Here is a 17025-nt window from a genome sequence, read left to right on the forward strand (position 1 = left end):
TGGTGGCCTGGAGTCAGGCGGATATAGTGGATGACTAAGTTGGCAGAACAATTCTGCGATATATAGAAACATTCGTGATCTTCCCATTTACTATATCCCTACATTGTATCAGGATGAGTGGCTGGTTTCATTTTAAACTTATGGAGGTCGCCATACTTTCGCCATGTTCGCGTGCAGACGTGTGAGGCATAATAAGGTTGTGAAGCGGGACAGCAACAAACTCTGCGGATCAAGGTTCCGAGGCGCCAGGGAGGGTTACTTCGACTGTTAATCGACCAGGTCGTTGGTTCGAATCCAATCGCCGCCGTTCATGGCGGTGTAGCTCAGCGGTAGAGCGGGTATTATACCTTCCCCCCTTTTTCCTCGGAACATTTTATTATGGAGTATCAGTAAATAGACTCACACCGGGAGGTCATGAGGGATGAGCAGAGCAAAACAATTATTCAATCAACCTCAGCCAACGACTCGTAATCATGGGGACTACGGAGCCTATGAGCGATTGGTGGAGGAACAATATATACAGATGTTGTTGACCAATACATTGAACAATACGTTCTATGCAGATACACAGCAATTGATGGACGATGCGATGGTCAGTCATCAGGAGATGGCTTAGGTCGATGCAGGGTTTATGGCTCGGGCGCTGGTCTATGCTCGTAATGAAGGCTTGATGCGTTTACAGCCTCTGTACGGACTGGCACTGTTGTCCAAGGTGGAGTCGGATCAGTTTGCAAAGATATTCTCCAAGGTCGTACAGACCCCGGCTGACTTGGCCGATTTTCTGACGATTCTAAGAGGAACAGGTCGGGGGCAGGGCGGTCGAGCGGTGAAGCGTCAGGTAAGTCAATTTTTGAACGGCATTACTGAATATTGGGCAATCAAATACAACGGGCGCGGACGTGGATACAGTCTGGGCGATATGATCGCTACAGCACACCCCAAGCCGACAGATAGGAAGCAACAAGCCTTGTTCCGTTATTTGCGAGGACATGAGGTGGATCTTACGGACCTGCCGCAGTTGCAGGCGCTGGAAAAACTGAAGGCTACTCCAAACCCGGCAAGTCGGATGCATCTGATCCAAAAAGGCAAACTGCCGTATTCGGTGGTCACATCGATCATGCAGCCGACACGTACAGTATGGGAGGCGTTAATGTCGCAGATGCCGACCTTTGCATTGTTACGTCATCTGAATGCGATGGATCGGGCGGGAGTGTTTGAAAAATCGAAAAATATCGATTACGTAACGGGCCGTCTAACGGATGCAGAAGCCCTGCGCAAGTCGCGCATCTTGCCTTTCCGCTTCGCCAGTGCGTATGAAATGATCGCAAGAGAAGAGCTGCGCTATGCTTTGCGGGAAGCGGTGGAGCTATCGATTGGCAACCTGCCATCGCTGCCGGGAAGAACCGCCATTTTCCTGGATCGCTCCGGTTCCATGCAAGGGGATTATTTGCGGATTGGATCGGTGCTGGCACTGGCGCTATATAAACAAACACGAGGCAACTCGCTGTTCTGGTTATTCGACCATATGGTTGAGGATGCTCGTCCTAAGATGAATGAAAGCATCCTTTCCCAAGCTCACCGAATTCGCGCACAAGGTGGAACCGACACGGGACGGCCTGTACGAGAGCTTCGGGATATCGGAGAGAAAGTGGATCAGATCATTATGATCACCGATGAACAGCAGAATGAAGGCAGTCCGTTATATGTTGAGCTTGAACGTTATCGGCGGATGATGAATCCGGATCTGAAAGCATTTATTGTGGATATTGCACCTTATCAGCAGGCAATGGTGCCGCCACGGGATGGTAAAACCTTTTATATCTATGGGTGGAGTGAAACGGTACTGACGTATATTGCTGAGACTATAGCGGGATATGATACACTTGCGAGCCGGGTGAGAGAGATAGAGATTTAAATTGGAAAATGTGGAGGCCACAGAGATGACTCATGTTCATGAAGAAATGAGAGATACGATTAGACAGCAGCTGAAGCAGATTGAACAGGAGGAGCAGGTGCGGATTATCTATGCCTGTGAATCGGGCAGCCGGGCATGGGGATTTCCTTCACAGGACAGCGATTATGATGTTCGTTTTCTGTATGTGAGACCGCTGGAATGGTACTTGTCGATTGAGGAACAAAGGGATGTTATCGAACGCCCAATCAGTGATCAGCTCGATATTAATGGTTGGGATTTGCGCAAAGCCTTGAAGCTGTTTCGCAAGTCGAATCCACCGCTGCTGGAGTGGCTGCAATCTCCGATTCAGTATGACGAACCGTACAGCGTGGCAGAGCATATTCGTGCACTGTCGCCGTTGACCTTCTCACCGAAGTCCTGTATGTATCATTATCTGAATATGGCAAAGGGTAATTTCCGTGATTATCTACAGGGTGAGCAGGTGAGGATTAAAAAGTATTTCTACGTGCTGCGCCCACTGCTCGCGTGTGGCTGGATCGAACGTTATGATGCGATGCCGCCAATGGCATTTGAAGAGCTGGTGCAAGAGCTTGTTCCTCAGAGCGCGCCGCTCTATACGGAAATCCATGAGCTGCTGTGCCGGAAAAAGGCAGGTGAGGAACTCGACCTGGAACCTCAGCTGCCCGCGATACAGGCTTTTTTGGCGGAGAAGATCGAACATTTTGAACAACTGGCCGCTCAACTGGAGAATGAACAGATTATTCCATATGAAGAACTGGACCGGATTTTCCGTTTTGCACTGCAAGAGGTGTGGGCGGCAACCTGCGATTAAAGTACGAGGTCGTGCGTATTTGCACATCTAAATTTTGAACCGGTGGACCCACGTTTGTAATAGAATCGGTGAATCATGAGACTTCTGATTCCTTTGGACGCAAGGTAATAGGGCAGGTTTGGTATATCCAAGCCTGTTTTTGTTATTTTTCGTCAAAATATTTCATTCAAGATAATTAAAATTAGGAGTTTTAACGTTAATATAAATAACTAAAGCCCTATATGTTTCCAATCCGTTCTGGGTAATAATTAATAGTAAGCAAGTGGTCATTGGAATCTCACAACGTAACGATAGGGGGTAACCTGTATGGCGTCAATGATTCTGCTGGTGAAACAGACGGAAGACGATGAAAAGGTTATTTATCGATTCGGACCGAATGAGCGGAAGATGGGACTCATTGAAATGAATAAGGTCAAGGAAAGTGTGAAAGAACTGGAACCTGTTCAGGTCGAGGGTGTCAGTCCGAGTTTTTATTTCAATCGGGCCGCACAGCGACTGATTCGATGTTTGTTCAGAGAAGGCGGTAAGTTCCCTGAACGGACGACATGTGAATCTTAGTTTTCTTAGGGCTGGTAAGTCGAACAACAGACTTGATCAGATCGAATATGCAGGTAACAAAAGAAGTTCAAGCGCATCCGGAGACGGCTGTGTTTGGACTTTTTTGGTTGTGCCAGCTTTGTGCTGAATTCTCCTCAGACCAAATAAAGTCCACAGCTCCGTTAAGGAGAGTGGACTAGTTATTTTTTGCGTACGAGGTCAGAACGTCTTGGCAAAGGAAATCAGTGCAGTAATCGTAATGATGTTCAGCAAAGTCGAGATTAGCACCGTCTGAGCGGCAAAGTCTGGCTCGTTATCGTATTCCTCGGCTAAGATGGATGCGTTGACTCCGGTAGGCATACCGGATGCGATAATAAGGGCCTGAGCGGCGATCCCTTGTAAACCGAGCAGCAGTACAATGGAAATCCCGATGGCCGGACCAATCAGCAAACGCAGAAATGTGCTAATATACACATCAAGACGATACAGGCGAATTGGATATTTTACAATTTGGGCACCGAGTGTCAACAATGCTACAGCGACCATACTTTGCTGCGCGTAAGTCAGCGGCATGGACAGGAAATTGGGCAATGGAATATTCCCCATATGAAACAAAATGCCGAGCAACAGGGCATAAGGAACGGGCATTTTTAGAAATCCAATGATCACCGCACGGTAATTGCCTTTGAGCTTCGCACCTTGAATGGACAGTACACCATAGGTAAACGTCAGCAATGCCTGTAAAGACATGACCAGTGCCTGGATGGAAGAGGCCAGCGGATCACCACGAAATACCAGGGAGTTGATGGGCAGACCATAATTGCCTGCGTTGTCCAGCATGATGCTGTTGTTGAAGGCGGCCTTCATGCCTTTGTTCATGCGAAGCGAGCGTGCGAACACAGACCCCACAATATAGAGAATAAGTACATATAAGGCGTAAAAAAGCGTGACTGTTCCCAGCAATTCCCCCGACATATCGGAGTGATACATGCTCATAAAGACGGCTGCGGGGGTAATACAATAGAAATTGATTTTGGCGAGGGTGTACAAGTCCAACTTGAACACCTTTTGCATCCAGGACCCGACGGCAATCAGGAGAAAGACGGGCAGGACGACTTCAAGCATGATGTCTGCAATCATCAGTTCAGCTTCCTTTTTCATGAAAATTTCAGTCCGATTTCGAAAATACTTCAACCATTATATCATTTTATACACAGATGAAAGATGTAAATGACTAAAAAAGATAAGGGGGCTTTTCATTATGATTCCAGATCATCTGGATGTTGGTTTATCGATATTATTTATTGGATTCAACCCCAGCATCACATCTGGAGAGACGGGTCATCATTATGCTTATAAAGGAAACCGTTTCTGGCGCATTCTTGAACGTTCCGGATTGACCCCTCGTTTATATGATGCACAAGAGGATGGGGAGTTGCTGAAGCTCGGGTATGGATTTACGAATATTGTGGCCCGACCGACAAGAGGTATGGACGATATTACAAAGGAAGAATATGCAGAGGGACGGCAGATTTTAAGGAAAAAGCTGGAGGAATACCGACCAGACATCGCCTGTTTTGTTGGGAAAGGGGTATACACCCAGTACAGTCAGCGTGCCAAAGTGGAATGGGGATTTCAGGACGACCCGGTCGTCAAGGAAATTCATGAATTTGTAGCCCCGTCATCCAGTGGACTCGTGCGTATGTCGATGGATGAGATTGTAGCGATCTATTCACAGCTCAGTGACTTTGTCTCAGAGAAAAGCAGGGAGGACTGAAAACGAAGCGAAAAAGAAACTCCACATGGCAGCAAGTGTAGCAGTAACAATGAACCTTCAATGGTTGCAGAGTTCGGCTATCCGGTTTACACCGGGTGGCGCGAATTCTTTTTTTTGGATAAAGTGAGAGGTTTCAGGAAGTGTTTCCGTCTATATAGTACAGAACCATGCATGGAAGCTGTAGAGAAGGGGGATTACATGACTCAACAGATACCAGAGGAGGAGCTCATTCAGCGTATTATCTCAGGGGACAAACAGCTATTTACTGTGCTCGTGGATCGATATAAAAATAAAGTCTTCGGCATTTTGCGCGGAATGGGTGCGAGTCATCAGGATGCACAGGATCTTGCTCAGGATACGTTTCTCCGGATTTACCGCTATCTTCCGACACGAAGGGAAGGAAGCAGTTTTTCGTCTTGGGTATACACCATTGCTGTGAATCGGATGCGTGATTTTATGCGGCAACAGAAACCTGTGATGACCGCTGTTCATACGGGTTTGGAACAAACCAATGGTGAAACACCAGAGAAACATGTACTGCATAAGGAAATGCAGCGTGAAATCTATCGCCAGATGGACCAACTACCGGAATCGTATCGGCTTGTGCTGCTGCTTAAATATACGAATGAGCTGAGCTATGAAGAGATTGCAGATATCACGGACATGAGCCCCGCACAAGTGCGTAATGCACTTTACCGAGGGAAGAAAACGCTGAAGAAACAAATGGAGCGCAAAGGAGGTTTATCGACGTATGAAGCCTATTCCAAATGATGAGGATCGATTGTGGGAACAGCATTTGTTCCGTGAGGAACCGGATGCGGACTTTACGCTTGAGGTGATGCGGAAACTGGATGGAATGTCCATGGAGAGCGCAGAGCACGGGAATCCGTTTACGAAAAAGGCCTCCAAATCCCATTGGATGCGCCGTACGGGGATTGCAGCGGCGGCAGTTGTGATCCTTGTGGGAGGGGCCTGGTTTGCTTTTGATCACACAGAAAAATTGACTCAACCCACGGTGAATGCCGTAAATAACCCGCCATTACCTAACATACCTGTGCCAGAAGAACTCAAGTATTCCTATTTTGCCGATGATTACAAACGTTTGAAGCCACTCTGTCTAGTGGTTAATCCAAATATTAACATTGAGGATCAGGGCTACACGCTTAAGATTGAAGATGTGCTTGTAGATCGTTCTCAGATTGTAATGACCTTACAGCAAAATGCACCAGATGGCAGTATGATTAATCCGGTTTATCCCGATTTGGGAAGAGTTCATATTACAGATGAGAAAGGAAATTCGATTGCATCATTGTCTTCGCCTGGGGATCAGACTCTGTACAGTTCAAAATATCAAAGATTTGTATACCAGTTGCAGGACGAAATTCCGGATAAAGTCGTTGTTCGAGGGGAACTTAGTCATTTAAAGATTCCCAGTTATTATAATTCCGAAAAGGAGGAATTTGTGGAATCTAGCGCAACAGTTGACTGGAGCTTTCAATTCAACATCGATATGACCAAAGCCAAATCACTGGCTGTTGAGGCTCCCATGAACAATACCTACACCACTCCTGAGGGTTTGAAATTAGATATGACACAGCTTGTACGTACGCCAAATGGGACCCGCCTTGATATGAACATCAGTCTGGATGATAAACTGCGTGCCAAAGTCGGAGAAGATTGGGCAGATGATATGGACTTGATGTATCACCTCGAAATTCCTGAAACGAATGAGTATCGAATATTCAACGGGAGCAGGCCAGATGCCCGTCAACCTAAGTTCCGGCTCCGAGATCTGAGTGGATTGAGTGATGGTGGTCCATTGAAGTTATCGGAGACATGGGACCCTGCTTTTGTTACGGTGGATGCGAAGAAGATTCGCTTTGTCCTGGATGGTTACACGATTCCTGTGAAGGAAGAGAAATCAGTGGTAGTTGATCTGGACAAGAGGCGTAAGGATACCAAGTTCTATACATTTGTAGAATTTGAACAGTTTGGAGATCAAATTGTATTATATGACTTCAATTATCGGCCAGTGGAGCAATCATTTAATCCGCCCAAAGGCAGCTTTGAAGGAGACTCATCACTTGTACTGGAGGGAAATGGAACATTCCGAAATGCTTTCAATGGGGATCAATGGGTAGCGATTGATAGCGAAGGGACTGAGTACCCCGTCGAAGTGATGGGAACCCCGGATAAGCCCAATAATAACGAAGAGAACGTTGTAAATGATCTGAAATTGATCATTCGTGGTTTTTACAAAGAAAATGGAACGAAATTTACCTTAAAAAGAACGGTAGTTAATCGTGAGTATCGAGACGTGAATTGGGAAGTAGATCTTCCATCGTACACCAGTCTGCCATGGCAGAAATAACAGTTATGAATGCCAAGAACGGAATGGAATAAGCTTGGATGATTCACTAGATAGAGATAGAAAGGCTCCGCATAATAAAATGCTGGGCCTTTTTGATATTCAATAAAGTTAAGTTGTACTGATTCTAAAGAAGTTGTTACGCCGATTCCCTTGGAATAAGGGACGTGGATAACATGACTGTTTCCTTCGGTGTACCTGGGCGTTCAATCCTGCGCTGCAAAGCTTCGATTGCACGCTGACCGAGTTCCTCTTTACAGAGGTTGACTGTGGTCAGAGGCGGGGACGATGTAGCAGCTGCATGCACATTGTCGATACCGATGACAAGGCAATCCCCAGGTGTGGAGAATCCCATTTCCTGCAGCTTATTCATCCACTGCAAGGCGATATCATCATTGACGCCAATCCAGGCATCGGGCCGTTCGTTCGCGGGCATGTTTTTGATTGTGGCAGCCAATTGGTCAATCCATTCGCCGTTCTCATAAGGAATATTCCATTCTCTGAACGTGGTCAACCGACTGCTGTCTGCGTGAAAATGGTTCAACGCCAGTTCGATGCCGATCTTCCGCTGCGCGAAGCTGGCAGCCCGGCCATCATCCGTAATCAGACCGATGCGGCGACACTGCATCGACATTAAATATCTCGCCACAGTAATGCCTGCTTCCAGGTTATCATGGCTGATGGTATCACAGTTCAACAGTGGCTCCTGATGATCCACGAGCACAATGGGACGACCTGTCTGAGCCAGTCGTTGCAAGACCGCATGGGGGAAAGCACCCATGGCAATGACTCCTGCACAACGTTCCCAATCCAAGTGAGGGGCAATTGCCCGTTCTGGAGGCGTGTGTTCATCAGCGACTCCCAGAGAGGGAGATACAATGGCATGATGCCATCCTCTTTCATTACAGGCAGAGATCATGCCGGAGAGGACGCGCTGCCAGTAGTGGGGCTCACCCCGGTTGAGCTGATTCATGCAGATGAGAGCAAATGGGGGCTCGGATTGTTCTGTATGGATTGCAGTTGGAACAGTGCTGCTTCCGGGGGTGCTTTGGCGATATCCCAAGGCACGGGCTAATTCCAGCACACGGGCGCGAGTTGCTTCGCTGACGCCTGTCTTCCCACTAAGTGCACGGGAGACGGCATATTTGGATAATCCAAGCTGGTCAGCCAGCGACTGGATGGATACTTTACGTGACATTTCATTACTCCTTCATATGTAACTATACAAGTCGAACGAATGATTTTACACTAGATCACTGCGCGGCCAGAACAATCTTCTGATCGCTGTTATCCCAGATTTTTTCTGCTTCTCCGTTATCGTGTAAATGCTCAGTTTTAAATTAATATTTGGGTTTAAGCAGTCCTCGCCAATTGACGATCATCTTCCGGCACAGTACACTTACAAATAATAATGTTATTATAATTTATCATAACGAAAATAACAATGCGACACAAATCATTGAATGAAACGATGCAAACAAATATGGAAACTTCAATTCAAAGGAGACGACATCCGTGGAACAGTTCAGATTACCGAAAATCCCCATGCCGCATCTGGAATTACCGCAAGCTGTGCAGAACATTCTTACCGAGGCCGAGGAACGACTGCAACATAGACCCAGATTGCTGGCACAGTTCCGTAACTGTTTTCCCAACACGTTGGAAACGACGACAAAGCTATTGGATGATGGGACAACCTTTGTTATTACAGGGGATATCCCGGCAATGTGGCTGCGTGATTCAGTGGAGCAGGTGATGCACTACGTTCCGCTGGCAAAGGAAGATGAACAGCTGCAGCGAATCATTGGGGGGCTGATCAAACGGCATACGTTCTATGCGGACATCGATATCTATGCCAATGCGTTTAACGAAACGGCTAATGGATGGCATTGGGATGCAAATGATGAGACAGAGATGTCGCCTTGGGTGTGGGAACGCAAGTTTGAGCTGGATTCACTTTGTTTCTCTATGCGGCTCGCCTATGCGTATTGGCGTGAGACGGAATTGACGGATATATTTGACGAGCGTTTCAAGAGGGTAATGGAGAGCATAGTCAGTCTGTGGAAAACGGAGCAGCGCCATGGTGAGCAGTCGCCATATCGATTCATGCGCCGGAATTGTCCAGCCCATGATACACTCCGTAACGAAGGATTGGGGATGCCGGTAAACTATACCGGGATGATCTGGTCCGGCTTCCGCCCCAGTGATGATGCATGTGATTATCATTATAATATCCCGGCAAATATGTTTGCAGCGGTGACTTTGCGTCAAATGGGGGAGATTGCGAGGTGGGTTTTCAGAGATGAGAAGCTGGTCAGCGAGATGGCTCATTTAGAAGAAGAAATACGACACGGTATTTCCTTATACGGTACTTACCGTCACCCCGAGTATGGGCAGATTTATGCCTATGAGACGGATGGTTACGGCAACTTTTGCCTCATGGATGATGCAGGTACCCCGGGACTGATGTCTATTCCGTATTTGGAGTATGCTTCCACCGAGGACATCGTGTACCAGAATACACGGCGCTTTATTTTGAGCAAGGAAAATCCGTTTTATTATGAAGGACAAGCAGCCAAAGGCATCGGCAGCCCTCATACTCCTCCCGGCTACGTCTGGCATATGGCGCTGTCCATGCAAGGTCTGACCGCAGACAATGATAAGGAAATGCTGGAGATGATAGATGTGCTGGAGAACACAGATGCAGGTACCGGGTACATGCATGAAGGTTTTCAATCAGATGATCCGAACACGTTCACAAGGCCCTGGTTTGCTTGGTCCAACAGCCTATTCTCGCAGCTTGTGTACAAGGCAATGAAAAAAGGAATTCTATAAAATGATGTAAGTTCAAAAAAATAACTGCCTGCAAAGCAGTCGTTCCGGTTACGAATCGTTCTTTCGATCGCTGTTATCCCCGGATTTTTTGATTCCCTTTTTGTAGGGGAAATCCGGTGATAAAGGCGAGCACTTCGTTTCTTCAGAATCGATTTCGTTCCCTGCACTACTTCGCGTTTTATCAGAAACTTTTTTTGTACCTTGTATAGGAAAAGGAAGTAGGTAAAAAACAATAAAGCCCAAACTGCTAAACTTTTGCAGATTGGGCTTTATTTAATTCAAGTACGTAGGCGCTTCGCTATGTGGTTTTCAGCAGATCGGCGATGAGCACCTTTTGACCTGTGCGGGCACTTTCGAGGGATGCGAGAACCATGGCCATACTGAACTGATTGTCACTGCAATCGGTCTCAGGCAGTTGTCCGGACTCCAGCGCTGCGAACATGTTCTCGAGACAGCCGTGATGTCCGGTTTTCTCCATGACGGGCAGTTGTCCTTCGATCCGCTCACATGGTTGGAAAAAGGATGGTTTTCCTTCTGCATCCAGATGCTGTGCCGAGACAACTTCAGCATAAATGTCATCATGTCCATCCCAGATCGCGGTTCCTTTTTCGCCGGTTACACGCCAGGATGCTTCCCATGAAGTAGGCACACCTTCTGTGCACCAGGACCCGCGATAGTTAAACACGGAGCCATCGGACATTTCGAAGATGCATAGTGCCATCGCATTACCTTGATACCAGGACCCCGGAGGATTGAATTCGTGGCAGTACACCGAGACCGGGTTGGCACCGAGAATATAACGTGCCTGGTCGAAGGTGTGTATCGCCATATCCAGCAGCAGTGGACTATCCATCAGGTCACGGAATCCTCCAAAATGAGGTCCTAGGAAGAAATCTGCCCCTGCAAAACCGACCTGACCAATCGTTCCGTCGGAAATCAACTGCCGATAGGCGCGAATACGTGGATCGAAACGGCGATTTTGCATCACAGCCTGAATATTGCCCGTACGGCGTGCAGTCTGAACAATATCTTCACAGTCAGAGAAGGATTCCGCCAGAGGTTTTTCGCCAAATACATGACATCCTTGTTGTAATGCCGTCATCGCAATGGTGTGATGGCTTGCTGGAATGGTGACATCAAATACGATATTGGCATCTGTTACTCGAATGGCCTCACTGATATCCGTAAACGTGGGACAGGAGAGGCCGTGCCGTGCAGCGAGTGCAACGGCAGTCTGTTCATACAGATCGACAAGCCCCACAATTTCCGTGTCCGGCCTTTGCATGGCGTAATCCACCCAGGTATTGGACATGGCCCCACAGCCTGCCACAACTACCCGATAAGGATGACTCATCCTATCATCTCCTTATGCTTTTCATTTTCTATGTTCGTGCAATGAATATCATGTAACTCCATGTTAATCCCGTTTCTATACCGGATTAGGAACAAAATTTCCACCACGACATTGTTTCAAATAGTTTAGTGCGTGCACCTGTCCGGTCATTTCAAGTTCATCTTTGTAGACAGGATCATGCCAGCCTTCAATATCAATCGTTCCCTGATACCCGTTTTGGCGCAGGATCGTAATGATGTCGGACCAGTTGGTATCCCCGAAGCCAGGTGTACGGTGCCAGACGAATTCACGTGGGCCGTGCACGCCATATTCTTTGACGATGTCCCAGGCAATGGTGGCATCTTTGCCGTGCACATGGAATACTTTAGGCGCCCACTTGCGCAGTTGCGGAATCGGGTCGATCAGGCTGGACATTTGATGGCATGGCTCCCATTCCAATCCGATGTTTTCATCAGGAACCGCATCGAACATCATCTCCCAGGCCGTTGGATTATGCGCAATGTTCCAATCGCCCGTCTGCCATGTACCGCCCATATCACAGTTTTCAAAAGCAATGCGTACACCCCGGTCTGCAGCCCGGCGTGCCAGTTCTCCAAACACTTCCTTGAACCGCGGAATCGACTGGTCAATCGGTTGATCGGTCAGTCGTCCGGTGAAGCCGGAGACGATATCCGCTCCAAAGAGCTGGGCATGGTCAATCACCCGTTCCCAACTGGCCAGTGTATCAGCGTTATCCCCGGCTCCGGTGAGCGGATTACCAAAGACACTTACGGCAGAGATGATAATTCCTTGTTCGTCCACGATTTCACGGACACGTTTGGCAGTTTCGGCGAGATCCAGATCACCAGTCGTTTGCCAGAAGGTCAGATTGAATGATTCGAAGCCATGCTTCATAATCTGTGGAATGACGCGGACTGCGTCATGTCCACCTACAAGTGTGCCTATACGTAACGGATTATTCATGGTTGTATTTCACTCCAATATTGGCTTATAGTACTTCGTGACACACTCATTATAGCCGGGCATCTGCCGGATGGCTCTATACAATCTTGTGCAATATTAGTCTGATCTTGTGGGGAGAGGAGGAGACAGCGTGCTGGACCTGAAAGCGCTTCACGAAAATACCCGCATTGACCATAAATCGCATCCATTTCAGCTGTTCCAGAATCGTTGCTGGGGGATGAAAACGGAAGAATGCATTCTGTACTTGCACTGGCATGAACACTTTGAACTGATTTTTATGCGGAAGGGAAGTGCACTGTTTCATATCGACAGCAGGCCTTACGTAGCTCAAGCAGGTGAGGTTATTATCATTCCTGGAGGGGCGCTGCATGTTGGGTATGCTCTGGAGGAAGGGGATATCCATTTTGATTCGGTTGTGCTCAACAGTGCATTATTTCATGATTTTACCCATGATCCCGTTCACTTGAAATATGTTGCTCCCTATCTGGAGGGTAAGGTAAGATTCCCGGTAAAACCGGCGGAGCACGACATAGCTTGCCAAGGCTATTACTCCCTGTTGGATGAAGCCATCGAGGAGATGGCCTCACAGCCGCTTGCCTACCAACTGGTTGTGAAATCCAAGCTGCATGCCTTGTTCACACTGCTTGCCCGTACATTTATGCCACACCAGCTTCCTGATAAAACAAAGGGATCGTATTTTCCCAATCGAGAACGATTCAAACATTTGATTGAGCAGATTGAAGCGGAGCCAACAGGGAAAATATCCGTTACCGAGGCAGCCGGTCAGGTGGGGCTGAACACGTATCATTTTTGCAAAATGTTCAAAAAACTGACTGGACGCACCTTTGTAGAATATGTGAATGGGTGCCGAATGACGAAAGCCGAACAGTTGCTGCAGGAGAGCAGCCTTACCATTACCGAGATCGCTGCTCAGGTTGGCTGTGATAATGCTAACTATTTTACGAAGCTTTATAAACAATACAAAGGGATGACACCCTCGCAGGGGCGGTTAAAATAGGAAGGCCTTGCGTCAACAGGGTACAAACAAAAATCCGGATCACCGCCAGAGATGCGCGAGTAATCCGGATTATTTTATGAATATCAGATATCAGAACAAACATTTGATCTGTTTTATAAACATTGCTTATTTCATGAATTTCGAGAATAATCGGTTGGCCTTCTTGGAGAGGTCGTCCAATTTGATATTGGCCTGATCCAGTTGATTGTATCCCCATTTGATCGTTTGCAGCATGCGTGGGGAGATGGGCGTACCTTTGATCCGTGGATAAATATTGTGATAGGCCCAGACGAGATGCTCCCAGCGATGATCGTTGCCGTCCTGAATATACTCCGAGACGTCGATGACTTTTCCGCGTCCATTCTGGAGAATGACATTTTTTAGGTGAATGTCCCGTGGATTCAGGCCACGGCTGCGTACTGCCTCACGAGCTTCGTCCACATCGAGCATGACCTGCTCGGGGACCGGGATTCCTTTTTCCAGACATTCGAGCAAGGTATCTCCCGCTTCAAAACTAATCACAAGAACATTCCGGCCGCTGCCGTAATAGGTAGGGAAGTAGGGCAGGCCTTTGAGCTGCTCATATACCTGTTTTTCATTTTCAAGTTTGTCCAGGGCATGATCTGAGTACATCTTGAAGGCATACTGTGGCAAGCCGTCATACGTAAATACCGCCGCATCCGTTCCTGTACCAATACAATTCAGTCCTTCTACATGGCCAATGATGTTCACGAGCTCATTCCGGTCGCTTCCGATGACTTGGATTTGTTGTAATGCTTCTTCCGCCTGGAACCAATCCGGTCGATTCATGGGTGGTGCCTCCTTTTAGGATATGCCTGTACAATTCATCTGTCTAACTGCAAAATCCTGTACTCTTTTAGTATAGTATGTGTTCTGCGTTGTAATTTCATCTTTTGGTGATGTTACTATATAAACGTTACGCATTGAATCGGAAACGGTTGCGGATAGAAGAAAATTACGGAATGGTGCTTGCGGCGTTTTTGCCCTTTCCTATATACTGTGAGCATTAAGGGATCTCATGCAGATCCGGCATACAGAAAGGCAGAATATCTTATGGCACAATACCCGCAGTGGTCTTATTCGCAGTCGCGGGCGAGTATGTTCGATGAGTGCCTGCGCAAATATTATTATCATTATTATGGAGCCCATAACGGCTGGAAGGCAGAGTCGGCTGATGAGATGCAGGTACGTCTGTATCGATTGAAGCAGCTCAGTAATCTTTACCTCGTATTCGGTGACCTCGCGCATCGGATGTGTGAATCGGCGGTACGTAGCAGGGAAGAAGGCAAGGATAAACCGCGTGAACACTTTCTGGAACTGACGATGCGCAAGCTGCTGAATCAGGCGTATGTGGAATCCATGGATCAGGATCAGTGGCGGCTCGACCCCAAGAACCGGGTGATGTTGTCTGAGATGTATTACGGGGATGACACGTTAAATGACCGGATTGCCACGATCAAAGAACGAGCCTCGGCCTGTGTCGGCAATCTGTACCAGACGCTCACGTGGGAGGACCTGTCCCGTGCGAGTACGGATATTTTGGAGATTGAGAAATGGGATACGATGATGCTGCACGATACGCGTGTGTATGTGAAGATGGACTTGTTATATCGTCGCAGCAACGGCAACATCGTCATTGTGGACTGGAAGACGGGCAAGGAGGATGACTTCTCGGATCAGTTGATGCTGTACGCATCCTATGTGAGGGAGCATTACCGGGTTCCGCTGGAGCAGATTGAGCTGCGGGTGGAGTACCTGTTAACTGGGACACACCGAGAGTTTACGGCAACGGAAGAGGATATTCTGAAGGTGGAGGAGAACGTGGGGCGGTATATTGCGGAGATGCGCTCCTGTGTGGATGATGAGTATTACAACCGTCCCAAGGACGTTTCGTATTTCACTCCAATGCCTTCACGCCGTGCTTGCCGGGACTGTAATTTCCGTGAGGTGTGCAGCGAACGTGTAGTATAGAGCGCCACTCGAAGCATCTTCAGATCTCATTCCTAATTCATGTGTAAATAAAACAAGAAGCGCCAGCCTGGACAGAATCTGCCCGGACTGGCGCTTCTATTACGTTCCACAGGCCGGCGACAAGGCGCCAGGTGGAACGGTCATATCAAGATTACTGGACCGCAGCGGTATTCTCCAGCGCCTGTCCTGCGGGAACATAGGCATGCCCGAGATCCCGGGCAACCGCCTCATATGTGATATGTCCATTCAGCACGTTCACCGCGCTGCGAATGGACGAACTGCCGCGAATCGCGGCGGCTGCACCGTGGTTCGCCAGCTGAAGCGCATAAGGCATGGTGGCGTTAGTCAGCGCCACCGTAGACGTGCGCGGCACCGCGCCTGGCATGTTCGCTACCGCGTAATGCACCACACCATGCTTCACATAGGTCGGTTCATCGTGGGTCGTGATATGATCAATGGTCTCCACAATTCCGCCCTGATCAATCGCCACATCCACAATGACCGAACCGGGTGCCATGGTGGTAACCATTTGCTCGCTGACAAGAGTTGGCGCTTTGGCGCCTGGAATCAGCACCGCACAGATCAGCAGGTCGGCAGCCGCAACAGCCGACGCAATATTGGATGGACTCGATACCAGCGTATGAATCTGATTGCCAAAGATATCATCCAGCTGGCGCAGACGATTCAGATTCAAATCAAGGATGGTCACATCCGCACCCAGACCGATCGCGATTTTGGCAGCATTCGTGCCCACCGTGCCGCCCCCAATAACGACGACCTTGCCACGGCTTACGCCGGGTACGCCGGATAACAGAATGCCTTTGCCACCTTCCGTTTTCTCCAGCAGCTGCGCTCCAATCTGAGCCGACATCCGTCCGGCAACTTCACTCATCGGGGTGAGCAGAGGCAGCGTACCGTTAACTTCCAGTGTCTCGTACGCAATGGCGGTTACCCGGCTTTCAATCAGTGCTTTTGCCAGTGCAGGCTCCGCTGCGAGGTGCAGGTAGGTGAAGAGAATCAAGCCAGGACGGAAATAGGCGTACTCGCTGGCAAGGGGTTCTTTGACCTTGATAATCAGTTCTGCCTCTGCCCACACAGTTGAAGCTGTATCCCGAAGCTCCGCTCCGGCCGATTGATATTCGTTGTCTGTGAATCCACTGCCCAATCCTGCGCCACGTTCGATCATGACCTGATGTCCAGCTCTGACAAAATCAGCAGCTCCAGCTGGGGTCATTGCTACACGATTTTCATTGTTTTTGATTTCTTTCGGAATTCCGATTCTCATCGCCATGCACCTCGTCCATTTAATGGTTGTTAGCTTATACTACAAGTTTATGACCTGAATCATCGTTTTGCACCTTACCTCATGTCTATGTTTTGGTGAATTGAATCAACATAATGTCGAGAAAAGACTATTCAGGACATTTGTCCATC

The 17025-nt window shown here is 48.1% G+C and carries 14 protein-coding genes and 1 pseudogene; 9 read left to right on the top strand and 6 right to left on the bottom strand.

Annotated features, from left to right (window positions below; genetic code table 11):
* Window positions 1–421 precede the first annotated feature (421 nt).
* From BMW94_RS09895 to BMW94_RS09905, 3 genes and pseudogenes are all read left to right on the top strand, one after another.
* A pseudogene (locus BMW94_RS09895) lies at window positions 422–1915 on the top strand (TROVE domain-containing protein).
* Window positions 1916–1940: 25 nt separating this feature from the next.
* Entirely contained in the window at window positions 1941–2747 is an 807-nt protein-coding gene (locus tag BMW94_RS09900) for a nucleotidyltransferase domain-containing protein (RefSeq protein WP_090997718.1), read from the top strand.
* A 306-nt stretch (window positions 2748–3053) separates the two neighbouring features.
* Window positions 3054–3305: an RNA-binding protein gene (locus tag BMW94_RS09905; protein ID WP_090997721.1), complete on the top strand. Its 252-nt coding sequence runs from the start codon at window positions 3054–3056 to the stop codon at window positions 3303–3305.
* 198 nt (window positions 3306–3503) lie between these two features.
* Here the strand turns inward: BMW94_RS09905 and BMW94_RS09910 are convergent, their stop codons facing one another.
* Window positions 3504–4424: an AEC family transporter gene (locus BMW94_RS09910; RefSeq protein WP_090997724.1), complete on the bottom strand. Its 921-nt coding sequence runs from the start codon at window positions 4422–4424 to the stop codon at window positions 3504–3506.
* Window positions 4425–4545: 121 nt separating this feature from the next.
* Between BMW94_RS09910 and BMW94_RS09915 the strand changes: the two genes are divergently transcribed.
* The 3 genes from BMW94_RS09915 (at window position 4546) to BMW94_RS09925 (ending at window position 7432) form a co-directional block, all read left to right on the top strand.
* The gene (locus tag BMW94_RS09915; RefSeq protein ID WP_090997727.1) at window positions 4546–5061 is read left to right on the top strand and encodes a mismatch-specific DNA-glycosylase; all 516 of its coding nucleotides are present in this window, start codon (window positions 4546–4548) and stop codon (window positions 5059–5061) included.
* Between the two features lie 198 nt (window positions 5062–5259).
* Window positions 5260–5832 (top strand): RNA polymerase sigma factor, encoded by a 573-nt coding sequence (locus BMW94_RS09920; RefSeq protein ID WP_090997730.1) that lies wholly within the window; start codon window positions 5260–5262, stop codon window positions 5830–5832.
* Complete coding sequence (locus BMW94_RS09925) at window positions 5813–7432, top strand: DUF4179 domain-containing protein (protein ID WP_090997733.1); 1620 nt, start codon at window positions 5813–5815, stop codon at window positions 7430–7432. The genes BMW94_RS09920 and BMW94_RS09925 overlap by 20 nt, the downstream gene beginning before the upstream one ends.
* Window positions 7433–7568: 136 nt before the next feature.
* On the opposite strand, the gene BMW94_RS09930 is transcribed toward BMW94_RS09925, so the two are convergent.
* Window positions 7569–8627, bottom strand: coding sequence for a LacI family DNA-binding transcriptional regulator (locus tag BMW94_RS09930; protein ID WP_090997736.1), 1059 nt, complete (start codon window positions 8625–8627; stop codon window positions 7569–7571).
* Between the two features lie 317 nt (window positions 8628–8944).
* On the opposite strand from BMW94_RS09930, the gene BMW94_RS09935 reads away from it, so the two are divergent.
* Window positions 8945–10264, top strand: a complete 1320-nt coding sequence (locus BMW94_RS09935; RefSeq protein ID WP_090997738.1) for a glycoside hydrolase family 125 protein — start codon at window positions 8945–8947, stop codon at window positions 10262–10264.
* A 298-nt stretch (window positions 10265–10562) separates the two neighbouring features.
* Here the strand turns inward: BMW94_RS09935 and BMW94_RS09940 are convergent, their stop codons facing one another.
* Complete coding sequence (locus BMW94_RS09940; RefSeq protein ID WP_090997741.1) at window positions 10563–11618, bottom strand: Gfo/Idh/MocA family protein; 1056 nt, start codon at window positions 11616–11618, stop codon at window positions 10563–10565.
* Between the two features lie 75 nt (window positions 11619–11693).
* Window positions 11694–12581 carry a sugar phosphate isomerase/epimerase family protein gene (locus BMW94_RS09945; protein ID WP_090997744.1) on the bottom strand — a complete coding sequence of 296 codons (888 nt, stop codon included), beginning with the start codon at window positions 12579–12581 and terminating at the stop codon, window positions 11694–11696.
* Window positions 12582–12711: 130 nt separating this feature from the next.
* Here BMW94_RS09945 and BMW94_RS09950 point away from each other — a divergent pair, with 130 nt between their 5' ends.
* A complete protein-coding gene (locus BMW94_RS09950; RefSeq protein ID WP_063567668.1) occupies window positions 12712–13599 on the top strand; it encodes a helix-turn-helix transcriptional regulator in 888 nt (295 codons plus the stop codon).
* A 126-nt stretch (window positions 13600–13725) separates the two neighbouring features.
* Here BMW94_RS09950 and BMW94_RS09955 read toward each other — a convergent pair whose 3' ends face one another.
* Window positions 13726–14409: a serine/threonine protein kinase gene (locus BMW94_RS09955; RefSeq protein WP_090997747.1), complete on the bottom strand. Its 684-nt coding sequence runs from the start codon at window positions 14407–14409 to the stop codon at window positions 13726–13728.
* A gap of 264 nt (window positions 14410–14673) precedes the next feature.
* Between BMW94_RS09955 and BMW94_RS09960 the strand changes: the two genes are divergently transcribed.
* Window positions 14674–15591 carry a PD-(D/E)XK nuclease family protein gene (locus BMW94_RS09960; RefSeq protein WP_063567666.1) on the top strand — a complete coding sequence of 306 codons (918 nt, stop codon included), beginning with the start codon at window positions 14674–14676 and terminating at the stop codon, window positions 15589–15591.
* Between the two features lie 151 nt (window positions 15592–15742).
* Here the strand turns inward: BMW94_RS09960 and ald are convergent, their stop codons facing one another.
* Window positions 15743–16876: an alanine dehydrogenase gene (ald, locus tag BMW94_RS09965; protein ID WP_090997750.1), complete on the bottom strand. Its 1134-nt coding sequence runs from the start codon at window positions 16874–16876 to the stop codon at window positions 15743–15745.
* Window positions 16877–17025 lie beyond the last annotated feature (149 nt).

Source organism: Paenibacillus sp. OK003, assembly GCF_900109515.1.
In the GTDB taxonomy this organism is placed as follows: Bacteria; Bacillota; Bacilli; order Paenibacillales; family Paenibacillaceae; genus Paenibacillus; species Paenibacillus marchantiae.

Excerpts from the sequence above, each read along its gene's own strand:
- BMW94_RS09910 (WP_090997724.1), bottom strand. The coding sequence starts at position 4,424 with ATGATTGCAGACATCATGCTTGAAGTCGTCCTGCCCGTCTTTCTCCTG.
- BMW94_RS09905 (WP_090997721.1), top strand. The coding sequence starts at position 3,054 with ATGGCGTCAATGATTCTGCTGGTGAAACAGACGGAAGACGATGAAAAG.
- BMW94_RS09900 (WP_090997718.1), top strand. The coding sequence starts at position 1,941 with ATGACTCATGTTCATGAAGAAATGAGAGATACGATTAGACAGCAGCTG.
- BMW94_RS09945 (WP_090997744.1), bottom strand. The coding sequence starts at position 12,581 with ATGAATAATCCGTTACGTATAGGCACACTTGTAGGTGGACATGACGCA.
- ald (WP_090997750.1), bottom strand. The coding sequence starts at position 16,876 with ATGAGAATCGGAATTCCGAAAGAAATCAAAAACAATGAAAATCGTGTA.
- BMW94_RS09930 (WP_090997736.1), bottom strand. The coding sequence starts at position 8,627 with ATGTCACGTAAAGTATCCATCCAGTCGCTGGCTGACCAGCTTGGATTA.
- BMW94_RS09925 (WP_090997733.1), top strand. The coding sequence starts at position 5,813 with ATGAAGCCTATTCCAAATGATGAGGATCGATTGTGGGAACAGCATTTG.
- BMW94_RS09960 (WP_063567666.1), top strand. The coding sequence starts at position 14,674 with ATGGCACAATACCCGCAGTGGTCTTATTCGCAGTCGCGGGCGAGTATG.
- BMW94_RS09915 (WP_090997727.1), top strand. The coding sequence starts at position 4,546 with ATGATTCCAGATCATCTGGATGTTGGTTTATCGATATTATTTATTGGA.
- BMW94_RS09920 (WP_090997730.1), top strand. The coding sequence starts at position 5,260 with ATGACTCAACAGATACCAGAGGAGGAGCTCATTCAGCGTATTATCTCA.
- BMW94_RS09955 (WP_090997747.1), bottom strand. The coding sequence starts at position 14,409 with ATGAATCGACCGGATTGGTTCCAGGCGGAAGAAGCATTACAACAAATC.
- BMW94_RS09940 (WP_090997741.1), bottom strand. The coding sequence starts at position 11,618 with ATGAGTCATCCTTATCGGGTAGTTGTGGCAGGCTGTGGGGCCATGTCC.